The sequence below is a fragment of the Saltatorellus ferox genome, assembly GCA_007751475.1.
Classification (GTDB): domain Bacteria; phylum Planctomycetota; class UBA1135; order UBA1135.
This window is the reverse complement of record CP036434.1, coordinates 6,123,269-6,142,156: the sequence shown is the minus strand read 5'-3', so window position 1 is coordinate 6,142,156 and position 18,888 is coordinate 6,123,269. Positions and strand designations below refer to the sequence as shown.

Genomic DNA, 18,888 nt, shown 5'->3' with positions numbered 1-18,888 from the left:
CCGACCCAAGTATCTGCGATGAATACACTGATCCACGAGCTTCCCTCCGGCGAGCGCGTCGTGCGCCTCTCCGAGGGCAAGCGTGTCCTCTTCCTGACCAAGGACCTGGAGCTGATTCGCAAGCAGCTACGCGGTGAGCTGAACATGCGCATGGAGGACGTCGATCCGGCGGACCTCCTCGACGACATCAACACCGACACGATGACGCCGGCGTGGGTTTGCTTCCGGCACAAGCCCGAGGACATCGCGCTCGACGCGTACGCGGGGCTTCTGGACTCGGACGGAAAGCGCGTCTTCGAGACGCGGGATCTGCTCGACGGCGGCTTCGAGGTCATCGTCAGCGGCAAGCGTAAGGGCACGGGCTCGTCCCGCGAGACCGCGCCGCAGTGCGAGAAGTGGTCGGGCATTCACCTCGTGATCGCGCACTCTTTCGCGCCGATTCACGAGCGGAACAACCTGAACCTCGGCCAGCTCATGGCCGGCTACGGCGTGCTCACTCGCCTGCAGAACGGCGAGGACGTGCCGCTCGACGAGATCACGAAGGACCTCGACCCGATCACGCGGGTGATGCTGGAGTCCGGCGGGCTCTTTCCGTTCGCGAAGCTCTACAAGGAGGGTCTCGTCAACGTGCCCGTTCCGGACACGGCGGAGCGTCCGATGACGATGGCCGAGAAGATGCTCAGCGCCAAGGTCGTGGGCCCCGGCGGCGAGGTCGCCGAGGGCGTGTACCTGAAGCCCGGTAACGTCTGCCTCGTCAATGTCGACGGCGGCTACAGCCACGAGTTCACGACGGCCCAGGTGCATCACTTCCTCGAGCTGGAGTACGGCGAGGACTACACGATCCCGAACCCGGCGAAGTTCGGCGTCTTCGAGGATCACCTGCTCTACGCAACCGGCGTCGAGCGCATGAAGCCGTTCACGGCCGAGATCCAGCTCCTGCGCGATCTACAGATCGCCTTCCAGAAGCACACGGGTGTCCGCGACTACTCGGCGAAAGACGGCGTCTCGCCGGGCATTTGCCACCAGGTTGCGCGCGAGGAGTTCGTCGATCCGGGCGACTTCATCCAGGCCACCGACAGCCACACCTGCATGGGCGGCGGCAACAACGCGCTGACCTACGGCGTCGGTGCAACGGAGTACGCGGGACTGATCTCGGCGGGCTTCACCTTCGTCGAGGTGCCCGAGTCGATCCGCTTCGAGCTCACGGGTGAACTCGATCCGGGCGTGACGGCGAAGGACGTCATGCTGCACATCCTCGATACCTACGCCAAGCGCGAGGATACGCTCGATCGCGTCATGGAGTTCGGTGGCCCGGGTCTCGCCTCGCTTTCGGCGGACGAGCGCGCGACGCTCTGCAACATGGCGACCGAGTGCTCGGCGAAGTCCGGTATCTGCGAGGGCGATCGCCGCCTCGCCGAGTGGCTCCAGCCGCGCCGGAGCGGGGAGACGATCGAGCAGATCGAAGCCAGCTTCGTGGCGCCAGACGCGGGCGCCGAGTACGCCGGCGGGACCCACACGATCGACCTCTCGAAGCTGAAGCCGATGGTCGCCGAGCCTGGCGATCCGACCTACGGCAAGGACATTGCGGACCTCGGCGACGTCAAGATCGACATCGCCTACGCGGGCTCCTGCACCGCGGGCAAAGAGGACGACTTCGAGTTCTACGCGCGCGTGCTCAAGGACGCCCTCGATTCTGGCCGCAAGGTCAAGGAGGGCGTGAAGATGGTCGTGCAATACGGCTCGATGGCGGTTCGCGATCACGCGAAGGCCAAGGGCTACGACGAGATCTTCCGCGCCGCAGGCGTCGAGGTCATCGCGCCCGGATGCGGTGCCTGTATCGGCTGCGGCCCTGGCGTCAGCGAGACCAAGGACGAGGTCACGGTGAGCGCCATCAACCGCAACTTCCGGGGCCGAAGTGGCCCGGGCCAGCTGTACCTGGCGTCGCCCCTGACGGTGGCGGCCAGCGCCATCGAGGGCCGCATCGTCGCCTATACGCCGGGCATGTTCCGGCAGCCCGTCAACGCCTGATGATCCGCCGAAAGGCATCGGTTCGAGAGCTATAGAATGAGTCAGTACGACATCACCATCATCGGCGGCGACGGGATCGGCCCCGAGGTCACGAGGGAGGCCTTCAAGGTCGCGGACGCGGCCTGCGAGGTCTTCGGCTTCCAGCTGAAGAAGAACGAGCTGCCGATCGGCAGCCAGTACTTCCTGGACCACGGCGATCCGTTCCCGGACGCGATGTTCGAGGAAGCCAGGCAGGGCGACGCGATCTTCCTCGGCGCCATCGGCGACCCGCGCTGCGAGCCAGGCAAGGTGGAGTACGGGATCATCGCGAAGTGCCGCTTCGACCTCGATCTGTACGTGAACCTGCGCCCGGTCAAGCTCCTACAGGAGAGCCTCTGCCCGCTGAAGGGCAAGGGCCCCGCCGACATCGACATGCTGATCGTGCGCGAGAACACCGAGGGTGCCTACACGGGCATGCACGGCTTCGCGCACAAGGGGCAGCCGCTCGAGGTCGCCACGCAGACGATGGTCTACACGCGCGAGGGCGTCGAGCGGGCCATCCGCTACGCGTTCCATCTCGCCGAGACGCGGGAGCGTCAGCCCGGGAAGGAAGCCCAGGTGACGCTCGTCGACAAGGCGAACGCGGTTCGCGCTCACGACCTGTGGCAGCGCACGTTCTACGAGGTCGCCAAGGAGCACCCGAACATCAAGACGGACCACGCCTACATCGACGCCGCGTGCATGTGGATGGTGAAGAACCCCGAGTGGTTCGACGTCGCCGTCACGCCGAACCTCTTCGGCGACATCATCACGGACCTCGGCGCCATGATCCAGGGCGGCATGGGCATGGCAGCGTCGGGCAACATTCACCCGGGCAAGGTCAGCCTCTTCGAGCCGATCCACGGCTCGGCGCCGAAGCACGCGGGCAAGAACGTCGCGAGCCCGATCGCAGCCGCGATGGCTGTCGGCATGATGTTCGACTACCTCGGCGAGAAGAAGGCGGCCCAGGCGGTCGACAAGGCGATCGCCGATCTCTTCGCGGACGGCCGCCTCAAGGGCGCGTCGACCGGAACCCATCCGACGAACGAGGTCGGCGACATGATCGCGGCCGAAATCCGCAAGAACTGACTTCCTGGGGCCGCGCTTCCGGAATCGGCAGCGGGGTCTGTTCTGCTGTGATTCAATAGGCGCATGTCCACTCTTCTCGAGTTTCTCAAGATGGCGGCCTATCTCGGCGGCGCGTTCTTCTTGCTCGCCTGGATCGGCAGCGGTTCACCGAAGAAGTTCGGTCAGGCCGTGGGCGGCGGGATGCGCCGCGGACGCCGGCCATCGAAGGAAGATCCCATCGTCGACGACATGGGAGAGATCGGCTTGATGGGTGGGCTCGGCGGCGGCGAGATGGAGGACGTGTTCGTGGGTCGCCACGCTCTGCGTCGGATGAAGATCGGAGAGCGAGAGCGCGGCGAGGACGATTAGCTGGACGGGCCCACGGGTGGGCTGCGGCGTGATCAGCTCGCAGGTGCGAGCATCAGCGGCAGCGCGAGCGTCCCCCAGCGCATCATCAGCGTGCCGCCTTTGCCCGCGGTGAACTCCAGCGACTCCGACATCTCGGAGGTCGTGGGGGTCGACATGACGATGAGAACGTCGAGGGCCGCGTCGCGGTTGTACGCGCCCCACTGGGCGGGCTGGCTGTTGAAGATCACGGTCCATTCACCGGCCGTGGGAATGGCGAACATGGAGTAATGGCCAGCGGGGAGCCGCTTGCCCTGCACCATCAGGTCACCGCTCGTCTCGATGTGGGTAGCCTCGTTGGCACCCATGCGCCAGACGGCGTCGTAGGGGACGAGCGCGCCCCAGAGGTCGCGGCCTTTCGCGGAAGGGCTGCCGTAGTCGACCGTGATCTCGACATCGCCGAGGCTGGCGTCCAGCCGCTTGCGCGGGCTCGCGGGCTCGCTGTCGGTGACGGTCGTCGACGCGTCGGTGAACTCCGCGTTCATGGCGGCGGCACCGGAGGAGTGCTGGCCGGAGTCGCTGGCGGTCGAGCTAGAGGCGCAGGAGGCGCCGAGGGTGGCGAGGCCGAGAACGGCGAGGCCGAGAGCGGCGTTACGGAGAGGAGTCTTCATGGGATCAGGGAGAACCGGGTAGTGGCTGGATCGTGGCCGAATCGCCGGCCGGAGAGGGTGGAAGCACCTATTAAGCCAACTGAGCGCGTACCTGCGAAGCAGATACACGCTCTGTACTCGCTCAGGCTCTCAGGCTCTCAGGGAATCGGTACCCCCGCACCAAAGACGGTCACAGTCTGTGGGTTGGAGATTCGGAAGCGCGTCATGCTTCCAGGCGAGCGGAAGAACGCCTGGACCGTCATGGTTCGAACTTCTCCCGCCGCGACCTGTGGAAGGGTGATGTCTCGAGCGAGCGACCCTGACCCGGGCATCGTGGGCCAAGAGCCTTGTGGGCTGACTTGAAGGAGGTCGCGTACCATGAATGCGCCGGTCAACGATCCGAAGAACCGGAACGCGGTGCCGCCACCGACGAGGAGCTGCACCTCTTCGCCCTCGAGTCCCGTGAAGGTCATCGGGAGGGAACTACCGGATGCCACCATGGGTGCGCACTGCACGGAGCGTTGCGCGCCCGGGATGATGTCTATCTGTCCCGTGAGCGCCACGCCGATCGACGGGGGGTTGTCGATCCACCCGAAGCTCGGGTCGGTGTAGCCGACGGGCCCCCCCCTCACCACCGAGGCGAGCGAGTAGACTTGCGAGGCGGACTCCACGGTCATCCCGGTCCCGCCGTCACCGACAGTGGCCGGGCACGACCCCGTGCCTATGCAATAGGCAATCCCGCCAGGGCCACCCTCGATCGACGAATCGCCGATCCACAGGAAGCTCCTGCCCCGGACGTCAACGCCCAGAGCGCCGTCTCCGCTGGTCGGGTTGTAACCCGTATCCCCCAGGCCGATGCCGCCAAAGACGTCCGAGCGGTAGAGAGTCGCGCGGGAACGCACGATTCGCATGCCAGTGCTCACCGCCCCGCCGCGGAGTCTGCAGTCGACGGCTGAGAAGCTCGAAACGTCCACTAGCTCGATGCCGCCCTGGCTTGGGCCACCTGTCCAGCCACTGATGAAACCACCTTCGACGGAACAGCTCTGCAGACTCACAGCGCCCGCGCATTCTGCGACCACGAGTCCGATGCCAGGGGCGCCGGGGGAGAGCGGGTCGACATCATGGGCATGTGGATCGTCGCGCGTGCGGCGATTGATGTCCAGGCCGCGGAGCACGACGGTCCCTCCCGCCGGAATGCTCCGGATGGTCGCCTTTCCTGTCAGGAGGAACTCTGCGTCCATTCCGTGGATCGTCAGTGCTTTTCCGTCGATGACGAACCCATCCATTCGGGCGCGGTAGTCAACCCTCGGACGGACCACGATCGTGTCGCCATCCTGCGCGACGTCGATGGCTTCCTGAATCTGGCGGAACGGGGCGGGATGGTCGGTGTCGACGATCAGGACATCAGCACGGGAAGGAACTGCGAGTAGTGCAAGTGCGCCGATGGCGGCGCTCATGGAAATTGTGTTCATGGCAGAAAGCGCGGGAAAGGCCGGGAAAGTGCCCTCTCCAAAGGTATCCCCTGGAGCGCAAATTAAGTCACCCTTCAGCCGGTAGCGACGTCTCGATGGGTTCGGGGGAGCCGTCGAAGCGTGAGAGTTGCATCCGTCGGGCCAGATCTCTTGCAGAGAGTCTCTTCAGAAGACGTTCGCCGCGGACCGAGTCCACCGCGAGACCGAAGACCCCGATTTTCACGTTGCGTCTTCGCGCCCGGTGCATCTTGGACGAACCATGACACCCTCCATCTTCCCCCTTGCGCCCATGGGCGCGGTCGTTGGGTCGTTGCTCGCTGGACTCGCCTCCGTGCCCGCCGCCGCCCAGACCTTCATCATCGACGACACGCCGGGCGCGGGCGTCGATTTCCCCTCGATCCAGGCAGCCCTGGCCGTCGTTCCCTCCGGGTCTGTGCTCGACGTGCGCGCCGGGTCCTACGACGGCTTCCTTTTGGATCGGCATATGACGATCATCGGCGAGAGCCCGGGGTCCGTCCGCGTGACCTCGCTCGTCGAGATTCACGGGCTCGGCATCGGAGCGACGACGGTGCTCTCTCGCCTGACCCTGGAGAACGACGTCGACGTATTCGACGTGGGACCCACGGTGCTCCTCGACAACCTCGTCTTCAGCTGGCCGGCAGGCACCTGGGCCGGGGACCTCACCGTCCAGAACTCGAGTGACGTTCGCATGGCCAGGGTCCAGTTCCCGACGCTCGTGGTCACCGATAGTCGTGTCCAGGCGAGCGCCTCTTACTTCGCAGGCCGGGACAGAAATCCGTATCCGGGCCGCGGAGAGTCCGGCGTTCGCATCGAGGGCGCGTTCCTCGTGCACCTCGACCACTGCGTCGCCGTCGGCGCCGAGGGAGATCCGTGCTACGATCCGGGCGGCTGCTTCATGCAGCAGATCAGCGCTGGCAGCGGCGGGCACGGCGTCGAGGTCGGGCCGCACGCCACGTTGCGCGCGGTCCGAAGCAACCTCGTTGCGGGGTGGTACGGTACCGACGATGCATGCGCGTGCCAGTTCTTCCTGGCGGTGAGCGGCGACCCGCTCGTCGTCGAAGGACGGGCCGAACTCTGGGACAACCAAACCGATCTCGGATCCCCGGGCTCGAACTATTCGCCTTCGTACGTCGTCCACCCCGGCGGATCCGCGGACGAGTCCGTGCCGTACCCGTCGCTATCGGCCACGAACGCTGGCCCCCAGCAGACCTCGATCACGCTCGCGTTCGACGCCGAACCGGGTTCGAGCCGCCGGATGATCGTCGGCCGCCAGCCGGTGCTCGCGCCGATTCCCGGACTCACGATCGGCCGACTGGTGACGACCCATCGCCTTGCCTCGCTCGGTGAGTCCATCCAAGGGTCGGAGCAGCTCTCCTTCCCGCAGCCGCCGTGGAGCCTGGGTGTGGTCTTCCACGCCCAGGTCTCGAGAACGATGGCGTCGGGAGCGACCGAGCTCTCGAACTCGATCTCGATCGTGGCGCGATGAATGGCCCTTCGAAAGCTCCTGGTTGGACCCCTCGGCGGCTGGTTGACCCCCGCCATCTTCGACACGAGCTTTCCGCAGCAGGTCCTCGTCGGTCAGGCTCGACGGGCCAATGCTGGTCCTCCGGGAGTCCCAGGTCGTTCCACGGTTTCGCTCCGTGTCGGTGAGTCCCGACCGTGGCCACTTCGCAACGGCCTCTCCGTCCAGATGGCGAGTGGATCGACACGGCGGATCTGCGAACCGTCGAAGCTGACCTCCACCCAGACGGTCCCACCGCGACCGCCGGGTAGGCAGGTCCTGCTGGATCGTGTGAAATCCACGAAAGGGTGCCACGCTTCTGGGAGGGGCGGCATCTGACGACCATGCAACCGCCAACCACCTGGACGACCGAGGACCTTCTTCACCACCACGGCTGGGCACGCTCCCTGGCCAGGCACCTTGTCGCGGACGAGGCAACGGCCGATGACGTGGTTCAGGAATCGATGATTCTCGCGCTGCAGCGGGCTCCGCGCGGGTTCGAGGGGGCCGGCGCCCGGCGGTCCTGGCTCGGGAGCGTGGTGCGCAACGTGGTGAGACAGCGCGGGCGCGCGGAGGGCCGGCGTGCCTACCGGGAGCGCGAGGCGGCGCCGGCTGAGGCTCTGCCCTCGGCGCTCGAGATGACGACGTTCGCGGAGGGGCAGAAGCTCCTTCTCAGCGCGCTTCTGACCCTCGACGAGGACTCGCGGCACCTGGTGCTGCTGCGCTACCACGAGGGACTCTCCGCGGCCGAAATCGCGCGTCGATCGGATCGCAGCGCGGGCACGGTGCGGTCAAAGATCAAGCGGGCGCTGGATCACCTGCGCGAAGAGCTGGACCGGAAGCACGGCGGGGATCGAAGCGCGTGGCTCGCGGCGGTGGCGCCGCTGGGCTGGAGTGGGTCAGGGCTGGGCTTGCCTGCTCCGGGCGTCGACGCGGCCACCGCGTCGGCGAAGGGGCTGTCCTGGGGCATGAAGTGGGTCGCGGGACTGTTGCTGGCTTCGGTGGCTCTGGTCGCCTTCGTTCTGCTGGGCTCGCCCGATAAACTGTTCGAACGCCGGGTCGCGCCGCCGTTGCTCTCGGCTTCGGAAGTCGCTGACCTGGATCGTTCGGTGGGGTCCACCGAGGCCGACATTGGGGCCGGGTTCACGCTGGCGGAGCCGGGCGCGCCGGGCAGGTCGGGGGAGGCGGATCGAGTGGGTCTCGTCGAAGAGAGCCCCGAAGTCAGCGCCGCCGCCCCCGTGGAACCGGACTCGATGATCGGCACGTTCCGCGTTCGAGTGGTCGACGAAGAAGCGCGTCCGGTGGAGGGAGCCGAGGTGAGCGCTCGCACCGGCAAGCCCGTGCTGAGCGGCGCCGATGGCCGCGCCGAGATCGACGTCTTCCTGGGATCGCCCTTCCTGGACGCGACCCTGGTGGTCCGTCACTTCGGTCACGCGGCCGACCGGATGAACGTGAAGGGCGCCCGCGGCGAGGCCACCGATGTCGGGGATTTCGTGCTGCGACCGGGCGGCGACCTCGCGGGTCGCGTCGTGAATCCCCGGGGCGAGCCGATGCCCGGCCTGACCGTTTCCACAGAAGGGCAGATGCGCCGCGTGAGCTCCGGCGGCGGCATCAGCAGCTTCTCAGGGACCGGGCTCGGTCGAACGGAGGCCAGGACGGATGACCTCGGTCGATTCCGACTCCGCGGCGTGCTCGCGGGCGAGGTCGATGTTCAGGTGGAGAGCGATGACGGGATCTGGACGGGCGGGCTCTCTTCGCAGAGGGCGGCACCCGGTGAGCTCCTGGACAACGTCGTGATCACCGTCGAGGAGATCCCCGTCGAGACGCGCATCGAGGGAGTGGTGCTGGACTCCGAGGGCGCGCCCGCGCCGTACGCCGGGATCCGACTGGAGTGGAGTCGGTTCTTCTCGAACAGCTCGAGCGCCAGAGTCACCAACGGGGAAGGACGTTTCGTCGTCGTCGTTCCGAAGGGCGTGTCGGTGGATATGTGGTTCACGGAAAGGAGCGGTGGACTACCGGGCGCGTTTCGAGGGGATGTGGCCGCAGGGACGCTCGACATGGTCGTTTCTCTGGCGCCGCCCGCGTCGTTCCGGATCGTGGTCAAGGGGCGCGGCGGGGAGCCTGTGGCTGACGCGCAGGTGGGAGTGATGGTGAGCGATTCGCTGGGCACGTACGGGCGCACGGACAGCGACGGAATGATCGAGCTAGCGCGCCCTCTGGCCGAGTTCTTGCTGACCATCGAGGGCAACGGGTACGCGGACTTCTCACAGGACTACGAGGCGCTTCCGATCGATCCAGACGTTCCCGCCGTGCTGCCGATCCAGCTTCGTCCGATCCCGCAGCTCACCGGTACGGTGAAAGCAGGCGGCCAGCCGGTCGAAGGCGCGCGCTTGAGCGTGCGGGAGATCGCGAGCGGGAAGGTGGAGATCGTCGGGCTTCCGTCGCTCGTGGACACGGACACGAAGGCGACCGGGGTCACCGATGAGGCCGGCGGCTTCGCGCTGACGCCGCAGGCCCGCGGCCGCTTCGTGCTTCGAGCGGAGGGGGAGGGCTACGCCGCCGCCGAGTTCGGGCCCTTCGACTACGACGAGAACGAAGGCCTGACTGGCGTGGAGCTGGCTCTCACGCCCGGCGGCGCCGTCGAAGGTCGAGTGTTCGACGGGGATACGCTCCGCCAGGAGTACGTCGTGCTCCTGTCCCGCGGCGATGGGTTGGTGCGCACGGTGCGCACCGATCTCGACGGCGACTACCGCTTCGACCACGTGACCCCGGGGCCCTGCTTCCTACGGGTCGTACCGGAGATGATCCCGACAGGAATCGGGAGCTCCATGTCCACGTGGGGCCGACCGTACCGAACCATCGAGGGGGATGCTCGGGTGATGGAGGGAGCCGTCACCCGTCATGACATCGCCGTCGGCGGAGCGCTACCCCGGGCGAGGCTGCGGGGCCGGCTCGATCTCAAGGGCTTCGACCCGACGCGGCTGCGCGCTTCCTTGAACGCATCGGAGAGCGGTCTTCAGGACGGAAGCTACGAAGCGGAGGTGCGCGTGGGCGTGGACGGCACGTTCGAGCTGCCCGCGGGTCTTCCTGGCTCGTACCTCTTGCTCCTCACGGACGCGGCCTCGGGCGAGGATACGACCGCGCTGCGCATGGCGATCCCCGTCGTCCTCGGCGCCGGTACCAACGACCGGGACCTGACCTTGGGCTTCGGAGAGATCCGGACGGGGCCGAGCGCGGACCCCGAGACCGAGAGCCTGCTGTGGCGCGGCGGGGGCGGTGCATTCGCAATCGCCCCATTGCCTCCGGAGGGGAGCACCCGCCCGTTCCCCGCAGGAAGCGTGAGCCGCGTGTCGACGCTGGAGGTGATGGTCCAGCAGAGTTTGCAGGACTTCGACGGGATCGACGCCCTCGAGGATCTGACGCTGGGGGCGGGGGAGGTCGCCACCACAGGGCGGTAAGGGGGGCTCGGCGCTGGCAGGAACATCGGCCAACTTCGAGAAGGCCGATCCGTAGTCCATGGCATGTCCCAGCACCCCTTCATCCAGGCCAGACGAAGGGTCTTCTCCACGATCTGTCTCCTGGGCGCCTGGGTCGGAGGATGTGGTCCACGGGCGCCCGCTTCGGACGGGGACCAGAGCGCGCGATCTGCCGCCTCGATCTGGTCAGGGAACTACGAGGTCCAGCATCCGGGCTGCCGTTTGGTGAGAGACCTCGAACTTCGGCTGGACGGCACCTACGTCGCTCGGTTCTTCCAGGGCACCATGGCGGTCGATGGCTGCGCCGGGCCCTTCGCAGGCGACGGGCAATCCAGTGGATCCTGGGCCCTGGACGGTCGAGCGGTGACTTTCACACCGGAAGAGGAAACCGCCCAGCTCATCGTGTCCTTCCAGAGTGCGAGGGCGGAACGTCGCGAAGACTCTTGGGTCCTCGTCACCCTGGGCGAAGCCCAGCGGGAGCTTCCCCTCGTCAAGATGGGGGGCGCGAGCGGCTTCTGAGCTCCTGGGTTTCCGCCCGTGGGCCTTCGTCGGTCTCAGCCCTCGACCACGATCGCACCGAGGTTGCCCCCGGCGCCGACCTGGCGCAGCGCGTCCGCCGTTCGCTCCAGCGTGTAGGTGCGCGCGACGATCGGGGCCAGTTGTCCGTCCGCGAGCCAGACGCGCAGCTGCTCGAGATCCGCCGGGTTCGGCTTCGCGATCATGCCCGCCATTCGCGGTCCTCCGAACATGGAGAGCCATGCGGTGCGGCGAAGCTTGCCGGACACCGCCACGTAGCGCCCGTTCGGGGTGAGCGCGCGTCGGCAGGCGGCGATGGGGGCGCGGCCCACCATGTCGAGGATGACGTCCCAGGGCTCATGGCTCGCCGTGAAGTCGTCCGTCGCGCGATCGAGGACCGCATCGGCTCCATGGGCGAGGACGAAGGGATGCTTGGCGGCGCCATCCAGACCTGTCACGTGGGCGCCAAGGATCTTCGCGATCGAGGTGGCCGCCGAGCCCACCGCACCGCCCGCGCCGATCACGAGCACCCGGGGTGGAGGGCCGGACGGTCTGCTGGCGAGCTGGCCCACATCGCGCAGGCCCTGGAGGGCGGTGAGGCCCGCCACGGGCGTCGCAGCGGCCTGGCCGTGGGTGATCCGCTCGGGCTTCAGGGCCAGATGCGCTTCCGACACGGCCGCGAACTGCGCGAAGCCTCCGGCTTCGGGAGACTCGCCGAACACCTCGTCACCGACGGCGAAGCGCTGAACGCTCGCACCCACCGCCGCGACCTCGCCTGAGAGGCCCCAGCCAAGCACGGGTCGCTTGATCGTGAACAGTCCCTGGTAGAAGCGCACGGCGAACGGGTCGGCGATCAGCATTCGCCAGTCGCCCATCCCGACCACCGCCGCGCGCGTGCGGATGAGCACGTCGCCTTCCCCGATGGTCGGCAGCGGCAGGTCGCGCAGCTCGATCACTTCGGGCGTGCCGTAGCGCGCATAGGTGGCCGCGCGCATGGTGGCGGGGAGCTCGAGTGACAGTGGATACGGCCTCGGATCCCGTGTAGGGGGGGTGTTCGAAGGTGTCATCGAGATTCTTGGCTTCGGCTACGTATGTCGTGGAGCTCGCCGGGTACGCAGCAGAGCCAGGGGGCTCGACGGTGGCTCCATCTCATGAATCGCGCAGGCTATCGCAAGCGCAAGCGCAGGTCGTCCACGGCCCCGGAGCCGCGGAGCTGGACCAGGATCAGGACGACGCGGGTCGAATCGAACCCCGGGTCTTCCGTCGCCGTCGCGGTGGCCACGTAGCCCGGTTGATCGGCCAGCGTGTCCAGTTGCAGTGTCCGTGCCGCCAGTCTGGGCGCGAGTTCGCCGTCTGCCGTGAAGCCCGTCGGTACCCTGAAGGTTCGCGTCCGCCTGCTGGCGTCCACGAGCCGTACCACGGCGTCCTGGGGGGTCGGGGCAGGGCAAATGTCGACCAGTACCAGGGAGAGCGGCTCCGCCGGCTGAAGGATCTGGATCTGAAGCGTTCCCCCCTGGCTCGCGTCGTCAGGGAAGTCGTAGATCCCAGGCGTCGACTGGGTCGCATCCTCCTGCAGGATCAGGAGATTGCCGCGTCCGACCAGAAGGTCCGGATCGGCACCCCCGTCGTTGGGGCCCGAGATCGACGAGTCGAACGCGGCAGGGCCGACCTGACCCGGGCCCATCGAACGAATCGAGACGAGCGTGCTGAACACTTCCTCGAGCGCAGCCCCGTTCGCGATGGGGGTCGAGAAGTCGTCCGCGACCTCGAAGTCGATGACGACCTCGGTCTGGACCAGGCCGTAGCCTTCGATGCGGCCCGGCATGGTGAAGTTGGAAGGCGAGCCAACGAGCCAATCCTCCCTTCCGTCGCCGTTGACGTCCCCAGCGCCGCGGATGGAAGAGCCCATGGAGTCGGAGATCGCCGTGCCGTAGGTGGCCGCGAGGAGATCACCGGTCGCTCCGGAGAAAACGTAGGCCGCCCCCTGGTTCACCAGCGTTTCGCTGTAGCCGGGTGAGCCCACCCCGATGTCGTTCACCCCGTCTCCGTCGACGTCTCCGACGCCAGAAATGGCGTCACCGAAGTCCGAGCTGAGCGTGTTGATCGGATCGACGAGCGTATGGATCAACGCTCCATTGCTGCCCGAGTAGATCCGGACCTGGGGGGTGGCGACTTCCCGAAGCGCCGCCCCGAAATCCGGCAGTCCGTCGCCATCGACATCGCCCACACTGCGAACGAACGATCCGAAGTCGAAGGTATCGCTGGTCCCCGCGATCCTGGTGAGCGTGGCCCCCGTGGCTCCGGAGACGATCCGAACTTCGCCTCGCTGGAAGAACCCCGGACCCGCCTCGGTGATCGTATCGCCCACCGCAAACTCTTCGACTCCGTCGCCCGTCACGTCTCCGATCACGTCCACCGATTCGAAGCGGTTGTCCCCTGTCACCACGTAGAGAGTCTGTGAGGGCGCTGCACCGGATCTCACCTCGAAGAAGTTGGTGGAGCCCGATCCTGAGCTCTTCGATTGCATCCAGAAGTCTCGGCGGCCATCACCGTTCACATCCGGAGCCGGGCCGAACGGAAGGTTGATCGCCTGGAAGCTGGTGCCACCGAGGTTGTGAAGGGGATCTACTTTCGTGACGAGGTCTCCGTTCGCCGAGTCCACGATCGAGAGACGGCCTGTCGTGCCTTCCACATCGAAACAGAGGAGATCCCGGATACCGTCACCGGTCGCATCGCCGACCTGCGCGCAGAAGAGGCTCAAGCGATCGGACGCCACGTCGAGCAACGGACTCAGGTCGACGGAGGACACCGCCTGGAACCGTCCCGAACGACCCAGCGCTGACGGAATGCCCACGTCCGACCGGCCGTCACCGTCGAGGTCCTGGGTCGCAATCATCAAAAGCCCGAACCCGCTTTGGCCACCGGTCGCGGGAAGGGTGACGAGGAGCTCAGGTTCCTGGCCCGTGGCCAAGGCGGCGGAGACGGCGGCGGCGAGCACGAGCGGAAGATTCATGGCAGAATTCGACGGAAGCGGACCGGAAACGAGACCTGAAGCCACGCCCCGGATCGGCGCGGCCTTCGAGCTTCGAATCGTAGCACGCTGACGAAAGGCCGCCATTCTTGGCGGTACTGGACCCGACCCAAAGCTGCCACGGGCGCTGCCTTCCGGCGGCACTGGGGCGGGCTTCGCGCTATCGGAGTAGAGTCCGCGGAACTGAATGGCCGGCTCGGGCAGGCGTATCCTCTGAACATGAGACTTCCCGCCTCCACCCATCGCTTCCACCAGGCCCATTGGGTCCTGAGGCCCGTCGTGCTGGCCGTGCTCGTCTATGGCACGCTGCTGCGCTTTGCGAGCCTCTACTTCCTGGCGACCCTGCGCTTTCCCGAGGTGGGCGGCGACCCTGACTACGGTTCTGGGTGGGACCGTCTTGGCTCCGGGCTGACGATTCTGAATCTCTTATTGGCCGGCTTACTGGCCCGCGAACTGCATCTTTCCCGGAGGCGCGACGCGACTCTGCGGCGCGCTCACTTCGCCGGAGCGCTTCTGGGGCTCGTCTATCTCGGGTCGCTCCAGTGGCTCATCTTCCGGGCCCCGGATGTTTTCACGGCGCTGCTGCCGGCGACGCATCGGTAGCCGTCGTGGTCTCTTCGCCCGGTCCTCTCACGCTACTTCTTCTGCAGCTGCACCGAGGCTGCGCGGTCGCCCTCATGGATCGTCAGCTCGGCCTCGTAACTTCCACGGCAAGCCTCGACGATCCAGTCTCCGGGAGAAAGGCCATAGATCACAAAGGCGCCACTCTCTTCGGCAAAACCACTGAGGACTCCACCGCCCGAGGTCACGTGGCGCTTGCGCGCGCCGACGGTGCGCTGGACCTCGCCCATCGACGGACCTGCAACGCCAGTTGGAAGCTGGCCGCGCAGGGTGATACCAGGAAGCGTGTAGTCGACCGTCGTGACCTCGCCCGGCCGCAGCAGGAGAGGCGCGGTCTCCGTGACATGGATGCGCTTGCCGTGGTTGGGTGACGTGATCTGAACCTCGTAGACTCCTGATCGGATGTGGAACTCGAAGGTTCCGTCCAGTCCATAGGTCGTTCTCTGCTCCAGGCTTTCCAAGGGAGGAGGCTCGGTCACTTCCATCCGCGGTTCGTTCCGCGTCTTGACCCAGATCTCGGCGCTGCGGAACAGGAAATCAGTGGATTGGACCACCTCACCGTCGGCGTCGACCACACGGCCACGCAGGATCGATCCACCGTTCTCGAGGGAGGGCGGAAAGTCGACCTGTCGCGCTTCGCCGTGCTCGAGGTGGAGCTTGACGAAGCGGCGTGGGATCTGCCGGGCAGTCTCCGTCACGTCGTTCCAGACGCCTGGCATCAGCCACAGATCTTGCTGCCCGGCGGTGAGCTCTTCGAATCGGTAGCGCCCTTGATCGTCCGTTTCAGCATGCTGGCCGGACAGTGTGAGGTACGCGTCAGGGATCGGTTGACGGCCCGCCGACGGATCCACCACGGTGCCGAACACGACCGCGGTTCCGAAGCGGAAGACAAGGGACGTCCCCTTGTTTCTTTCCAGCCGAGCGGAACCGGACCGCTTCGTTCCCTTGGGGGTCACGACCTCGAGGTGCCAGCTGTCTCTCTCGAGTTCCTCGAATCGCACGGGCTCGAAGGGCCGGCCAGGCACCGCCTCCGGGACCGTGCGCTCCGTCCGGAGCGCGTCGTCGGGAATTCTGGGAGGCGCCCACCCGGAGTACATCTTGCTGCCCTGGACCAGCGTGATCTTGGCACCTGCGATCGGGTGATCGTCTTCGTCCACGATCCACACGTCGAGGGTTCCAGCCGGCGGCGGCGGAAGGTCTTCAAGCCGGAGCCTCTCCGTCGGCGCGGGACCCGGCTCCGGAAGAGACTCGGGAAGCGAGTCGCGCGCGACGACTGGCCTGGAGACATTGGCCAGCGGTGTGGGGGCAGCGAGGTCAGCGCTCTCAGCAGTGATTCTGGACGGAAATACGGGCTCCGGTCGGGGGAGGTTCCACCAGCTTGCGCCGATGAGGAGAGCCGCGAGCGTTGCGCCTGCTCCGACAAGGACTTTGACATTCATGAGGGCGAGCCAGGGAAGAGGTGAGAGACCACTGGAAACGGTGGATGCAGCGGCGAGGGACGTCGCTGGCCTGTCGGTCCAGCTGACCAGCGCGAACGCGGCCCAGGAGGTGTCCGTGCCGTGGGATCTATCGTGGCGACTCAGCTCCTCCCGGAGCTTCTCGCGCCCGCGACGAAGGCGCGTTTCGATGGTGCGAGGGGAGACCCCCATGGCGCCAGCGATCTCCGCCACACCGCGACCATCGAAGTAGCGCGCGAGGATGGCCGAGCGGTACGGCTCGTCGAGCTGCTCCACGGCGGACACCACGCGTTTCGTGAGGTCGAGTCGCTCGTCGTCGTCGCCGGGAACGAGCGCGATCGGCGGGCGGGCCAGGGCGTGGTCGCGCTCCCGATTCGCCCGGTGCCGATCCTTGCGCCAGCCCGCGCGCGCCTCGTTGTGCAGGATCCCGCGCAGCCAGCCGCGGACGCCACCGCTCATTCTGGCGGCGTGCAGGGCGTTCTTGCGCTCGAGCGCGACCAGCGCCGTCCGCTGCACCAGGTCGTCCGCGGCCGCCTCGTCCCGCGCCAGGCGCACGGCCAGGCGGCGGATCCAGTCGAGGTGCCCGAGCCAGGATTCGGCCGGGTCGTCGTCGCCTGGGCGATGGGTTGTAGGGGAGAGGGTCACGGCGAGGGGGAGAGTCAGAGGTGCGGTTCTGCGGAGGTCCGCACAGGAGTGTCCATGATCTGCCTGGACCCTTCAGAAATCCGGGCGCGATCTGTCTGGCGGAAGTCCCCCGGGAGGCTTCATGCGGTTCCCGTAGGATGTCGGACCGCGGCCGCGCGCCGCGACTCACCCCATGGAAGACCTCATCGAACCCGACCAGGCCGTCGGCCGCCAGCCCGTTCGCGCCTTCGTCGCGGCCGTGTTCCTGGCGGTCCTCGTCTGTACGGGCGCGGCCGAGGTCCTGTTTGCACCCGAGCCCCTTCAGCTCGTCGGCCAGGAGCGACGGGATCAGCTCGCGGCGGAGTCGGACCTGGAGCTGTGGGACGGTTCGCTCGCCCGGGCCGTGGAGACCGATTTTCGGCTGCGCGGCCGCGTCCGGCGCTGGCTCGCGCCTTACTGGGCCGCGGCCATGCTGAAGCTCGGGGATACGCCGAACCGCGACGTGATCGTCGGTAAGGACAGCTGGTTGTTCCTGCGGGAGCGCGTAGTGCTCGATCCCGAGCAGAGGCTCACCGGGCACGAGCACCTCGCCAATCTCTACGGGCTCGTTCGGCGTTCGCTGGCCGCGAACGGGTCCGAGCTGATCTGCGTGCCGCTGCCGCGCAAAGCCTCGACGTGCGTCGAGCGTCTGCCCGATGGCATCGACCCCGGCCTCGACTACGATCCGCTCGTTGTCAGGGCGCTTCGTCGGCGCGGCGTGACGACCGTGGACGTGGCTCCGGCCTGGATCGAGCTCACTCCAGAGGAGACGTACCTACCGTTCGACTCTCACTGGGCGTTCCCCGCGCGCCTCGCCTACGTGAAGGCGATCAGGAGTCAGGCCACGAGCCTCCCGACGAACACGAGTCCGATCGAGATCCGCGAACTCGACGAGCGCACCTACCAGAGCTCGCTCCGGTTCGCGGGCGTCGACCGCGGGCACCCCGCGAACGACTGGTTCGAGGTCGTCTCCAGCCCCGCGCTGGAGCTCTTGCCTCCGGGGCTCGAGCAGCAGATCGACAGCCGCGAGATCGGGTCGGAGATCCTCCATGTGGGCACCAGCTTCAGCGCGCTCTTCTGGGTCCGTGCGCTGCTCGCGCAGGAGCTTCAGGCGCGGGTCGAAGATGCGAGCCAGCCGGGCCAGATGCCGCTGATCTCCCTCCAGAACACGATCCTCCCGCGGTCTCCGGATTCGATTCCGCCGTTCGTCATCTCGGAGTTTCCGATTCACCAGGCGCCGATGATCAGCCGCGGTTCCGGCCCGACGATCCGGGCGGTGCTCGGTATGGCGCGGCAGTCGAACTACCTGGAAAGAGCGAGCGAGGTGCTCGATGATTACCTGGCGGCGCCCCACGTAGGGAAGCCGCGTGTGGGACAGCCTCTGTTGAGCTACGGCGCAGGTTCGATCCTGTCCAGCGGGGACGGCATCGTCGGGATTCGCTTCGACTTCGACGGAGAGGAAGACTCGCGGTGGGATTTCGTGACGAGCGGCGTCGACATCGAGATCGGCGCCAACCGCGGCGTTCGGAGCCGGGCCTTTCCCATCGTGGAGGGGGGCGCGCCGGACTTCCACGTGGCGCTTCGTCCGAAGAACGAGGCGTCGTTCGGTACGTCCGTCAGAGCGCACGTCGTCACGGACGCGGATCTCGCGAAGGGGGTCCGGTTCGAGGGGGAAGACCATGTTCCGGGTCGCTGGACGGCGACTCCGAACCTCGGGATCGCCGCCCTCGACGCGCTGGCTCTCACGTGGGACGAGTTCACGTCGGGAGCGGTGCAGCTGATCGCGCAGGGGACCGATGCGAACGGCGAGCCAGCGGAAGCTCGGTGGGAGTTCCCCGGGGCCCGGCGCGTGCGATTCTTGATCGTGACCCTCGGCCCCTTCGAAGGCGGCCGGCTCGAGCGACTGGAGCTCGTGGGAGCGGGGCCCGGGGCTCGCGGAGTCGTCGCGGGCCAGATCCGCGCGCGGTGAGCCTGGGAGCGAGGAGTGGCGGGCTACTCCCGTGCCGACATGGAGAACGTGC

Annotated in this window: 13 protein-coding genes; 8 read left to right on the top strand and 5 right to left on the bottom strand. The window is 67.2% G+C overall.

Annotated features, from left to right (window positions below; all coding sequences use genetic code 11):
* The first annotated feature begins 18 nt into the window (after positions 1–18).
* From Poly30_RS22145 to Poly30_RS22135, 3 genes are all read left to right on the top strand, one after another.
* The gene (locus Poly30_RS22145) at positions 19–2,028 is read left to right on the top strand and encodes an aconitase family protein (protein ID WP_145202552.1); all 2,010 of its coding nucleotides are present in this window, start codon (positions 19–21) and stop codon (positions 2,026–2,028) included.
* Positions 2,029–2,064: 36 nt separating this feature from the next.
* Positions 2,065–3,135, top strand: a complete 1,071-nt coding sequence (locus tag Poly30_RS22140; protein ID WP_145202549.1) for a 3-isopropylmalate dehydrogenase — start codon at positions 2,065–2,067, stop codon at positions 3,133–3,135.
* A gap of 63 nt (positions 3,136–3,198) precedes the next feature.
* Positions 3,199–3,483 (top strand): hypothetical protein, encoded by a 285-nt coding sequence (locus Poly30_RS22135; RefSeq protein WP_145202546.1) that lies wholly within the window; start codon positions 3,199–3,201, stop codon positions 3,481–3,483.
* Between the two features lie 32 nt (positions 3,484–3,515).
* Here the strand turns inward: Poly30_RS22135 and Poly30_RS22130 are convergent, their stop codons facing one another.
* Positions 3,516–4,130 (bottom strand): DUF2911 domain-containing protein, encoded by a 615-nt coding sequence (locus tag Poly30_RS22130; protein WP_419190501.1) that lies wholly within the window; start codon positions 4,128–4,130, stop codon positions 3,516–3,518.
* 137 nt (positions 4,131–4,267) lie between these two features.
* Positions 4,268–5,581, bottom strand: coding sequence for a hypothetical protein (locus Poly30_RS22125; RefSeq protein ID WP_145202543.1), 1,314 nt, complete (start codon positions 5,579–5,581; stop codon positions 4,268–4,270).
* A gap of 259 nt (positions 5,582–5,840) precedes the next feature.
* On the opposite strand from Poly30_RS22125, the gene Poly30_RS22120 reads away from it, so the two are divergent.
* The 3 genes from Poly30_RS22120 (at position 5,841) to Poly30_RS22110 (ending at position 11,098) form a co-directional block, all read left to right on the top strand.
* The gene (locus Poly30_RS22120; RefSeq protein WP_145202540.1) at positions 5,841–7,088 is read left to right on the top strand and encodes a hypothetical protein; all 1,248 of its coding nucleotides are present in this window, start codon (positions 5,841–5,843) and stop codon (positions 7,086–7,088) included.
* 359 nt (positions 7,089–7,447) lie between these two features.
* A complete protein-coding gene (locus Poly30_RS22115; RefSeq protein WP_145202537.1) occupies positions 7,448–10,561 on the top strand; it encodes a sigma-70 family RNA polymerase sigma factor in 3,114 nt (1,037 codons plus the stop codon).
* Between the two features lie 63 nt (positions 10,562–10,624).
* Positions 10,625–11,098, top strand: a complete 474-nt coding sequence (locus Poly30_RS22110; RefSeq protein WP_145202534.1) for a hypothetical protein — start codon at positions 10,625–10,627, stop codon at positions 11,096–11,098.
* 35 nt (positions 11,099–11,133) lie between these two features.
* Here the strand turns inward: Poly30_RS22110 and Poly30_RS22105 are convergent, their stop codons facing one another.
* Both Poly30_RS22105 and Poly30_RS22100 read right to left on the bottom strand, forming a co-directional pair.
* Positions 11,134–12,090: an NAD(P)-dependent alcohol dehydrogenase gene (locus Poly30_RS22105; RefSeq protein ID WP_419190500.1), complete on the bottom strand. Its 957-nt coding sequence runs from the start codon at positions 12,088–12,090 to the stop codon at positions 11,134–11,136.
* 170 nt (positions 12,091–12,260) lie between these two features.
* Positions 12,261–14,108, bottom strand: coding sequence for a hypothetical protein (locus tag Poly30_RS22100; protein WP_145202527.1), 1,848 nt, complete (start codon positions 14,106–14,108; stop codon positions 12,261–12,263).
* A gap of 237 nt (positions 14,109–14,345) precedes the next feature.
* Here Poly30_RS22100 and Poly30_RS22095 point away from each other — a divergent pair, with 237 nt between their 5' ends.
* A complete protein-coding gene (locus tag Poly30_RS22095) occupies positions 14,346–14,729 on the top strand; it encodes a hypothetical protein (RefSeq protein ID WP_145202524.1) in 384 nt (127 codons plus the stop codon).
* Positions 14,730–14,761: 32 nt separating this feature from the next.
* On the opposite strand, the gene Poly30_RS22090 is transcribed toward Poly30_RS22095, so the two are convergent.
* Positions 14,762–16,849 (bottom strand): sigma-70 family RNA polymerase sigma factor, encoded by a 2,088-nt coding sequence (locus Poly30_RS22090; protein ID WP_419190499.1) that lies wholly within the window; start codon positions 16,847–16,849, stop codon positions 14,762–14,764.
* A gap of 172 nt (positions 16,850–17,021) precedes the next feature.
* On the opposite strand from Poly30_RS22090, the gene Poly30_RS22085 reads away from it, so the two are divergent.
* Positions 17,022–18,836: an alginate O-acetyltransferase AlgX-related protein gene (locus Poly30_RS22085; protein WP_145202517.1), complete on the top strand. Its 1,815-nt coding sequence runs from the start codon at positions 17,022–17,024 to the stop codon at positions 18,834–18,836.
* Positions 18,837–18,888 lie beyond the last annotated feature (52 nt).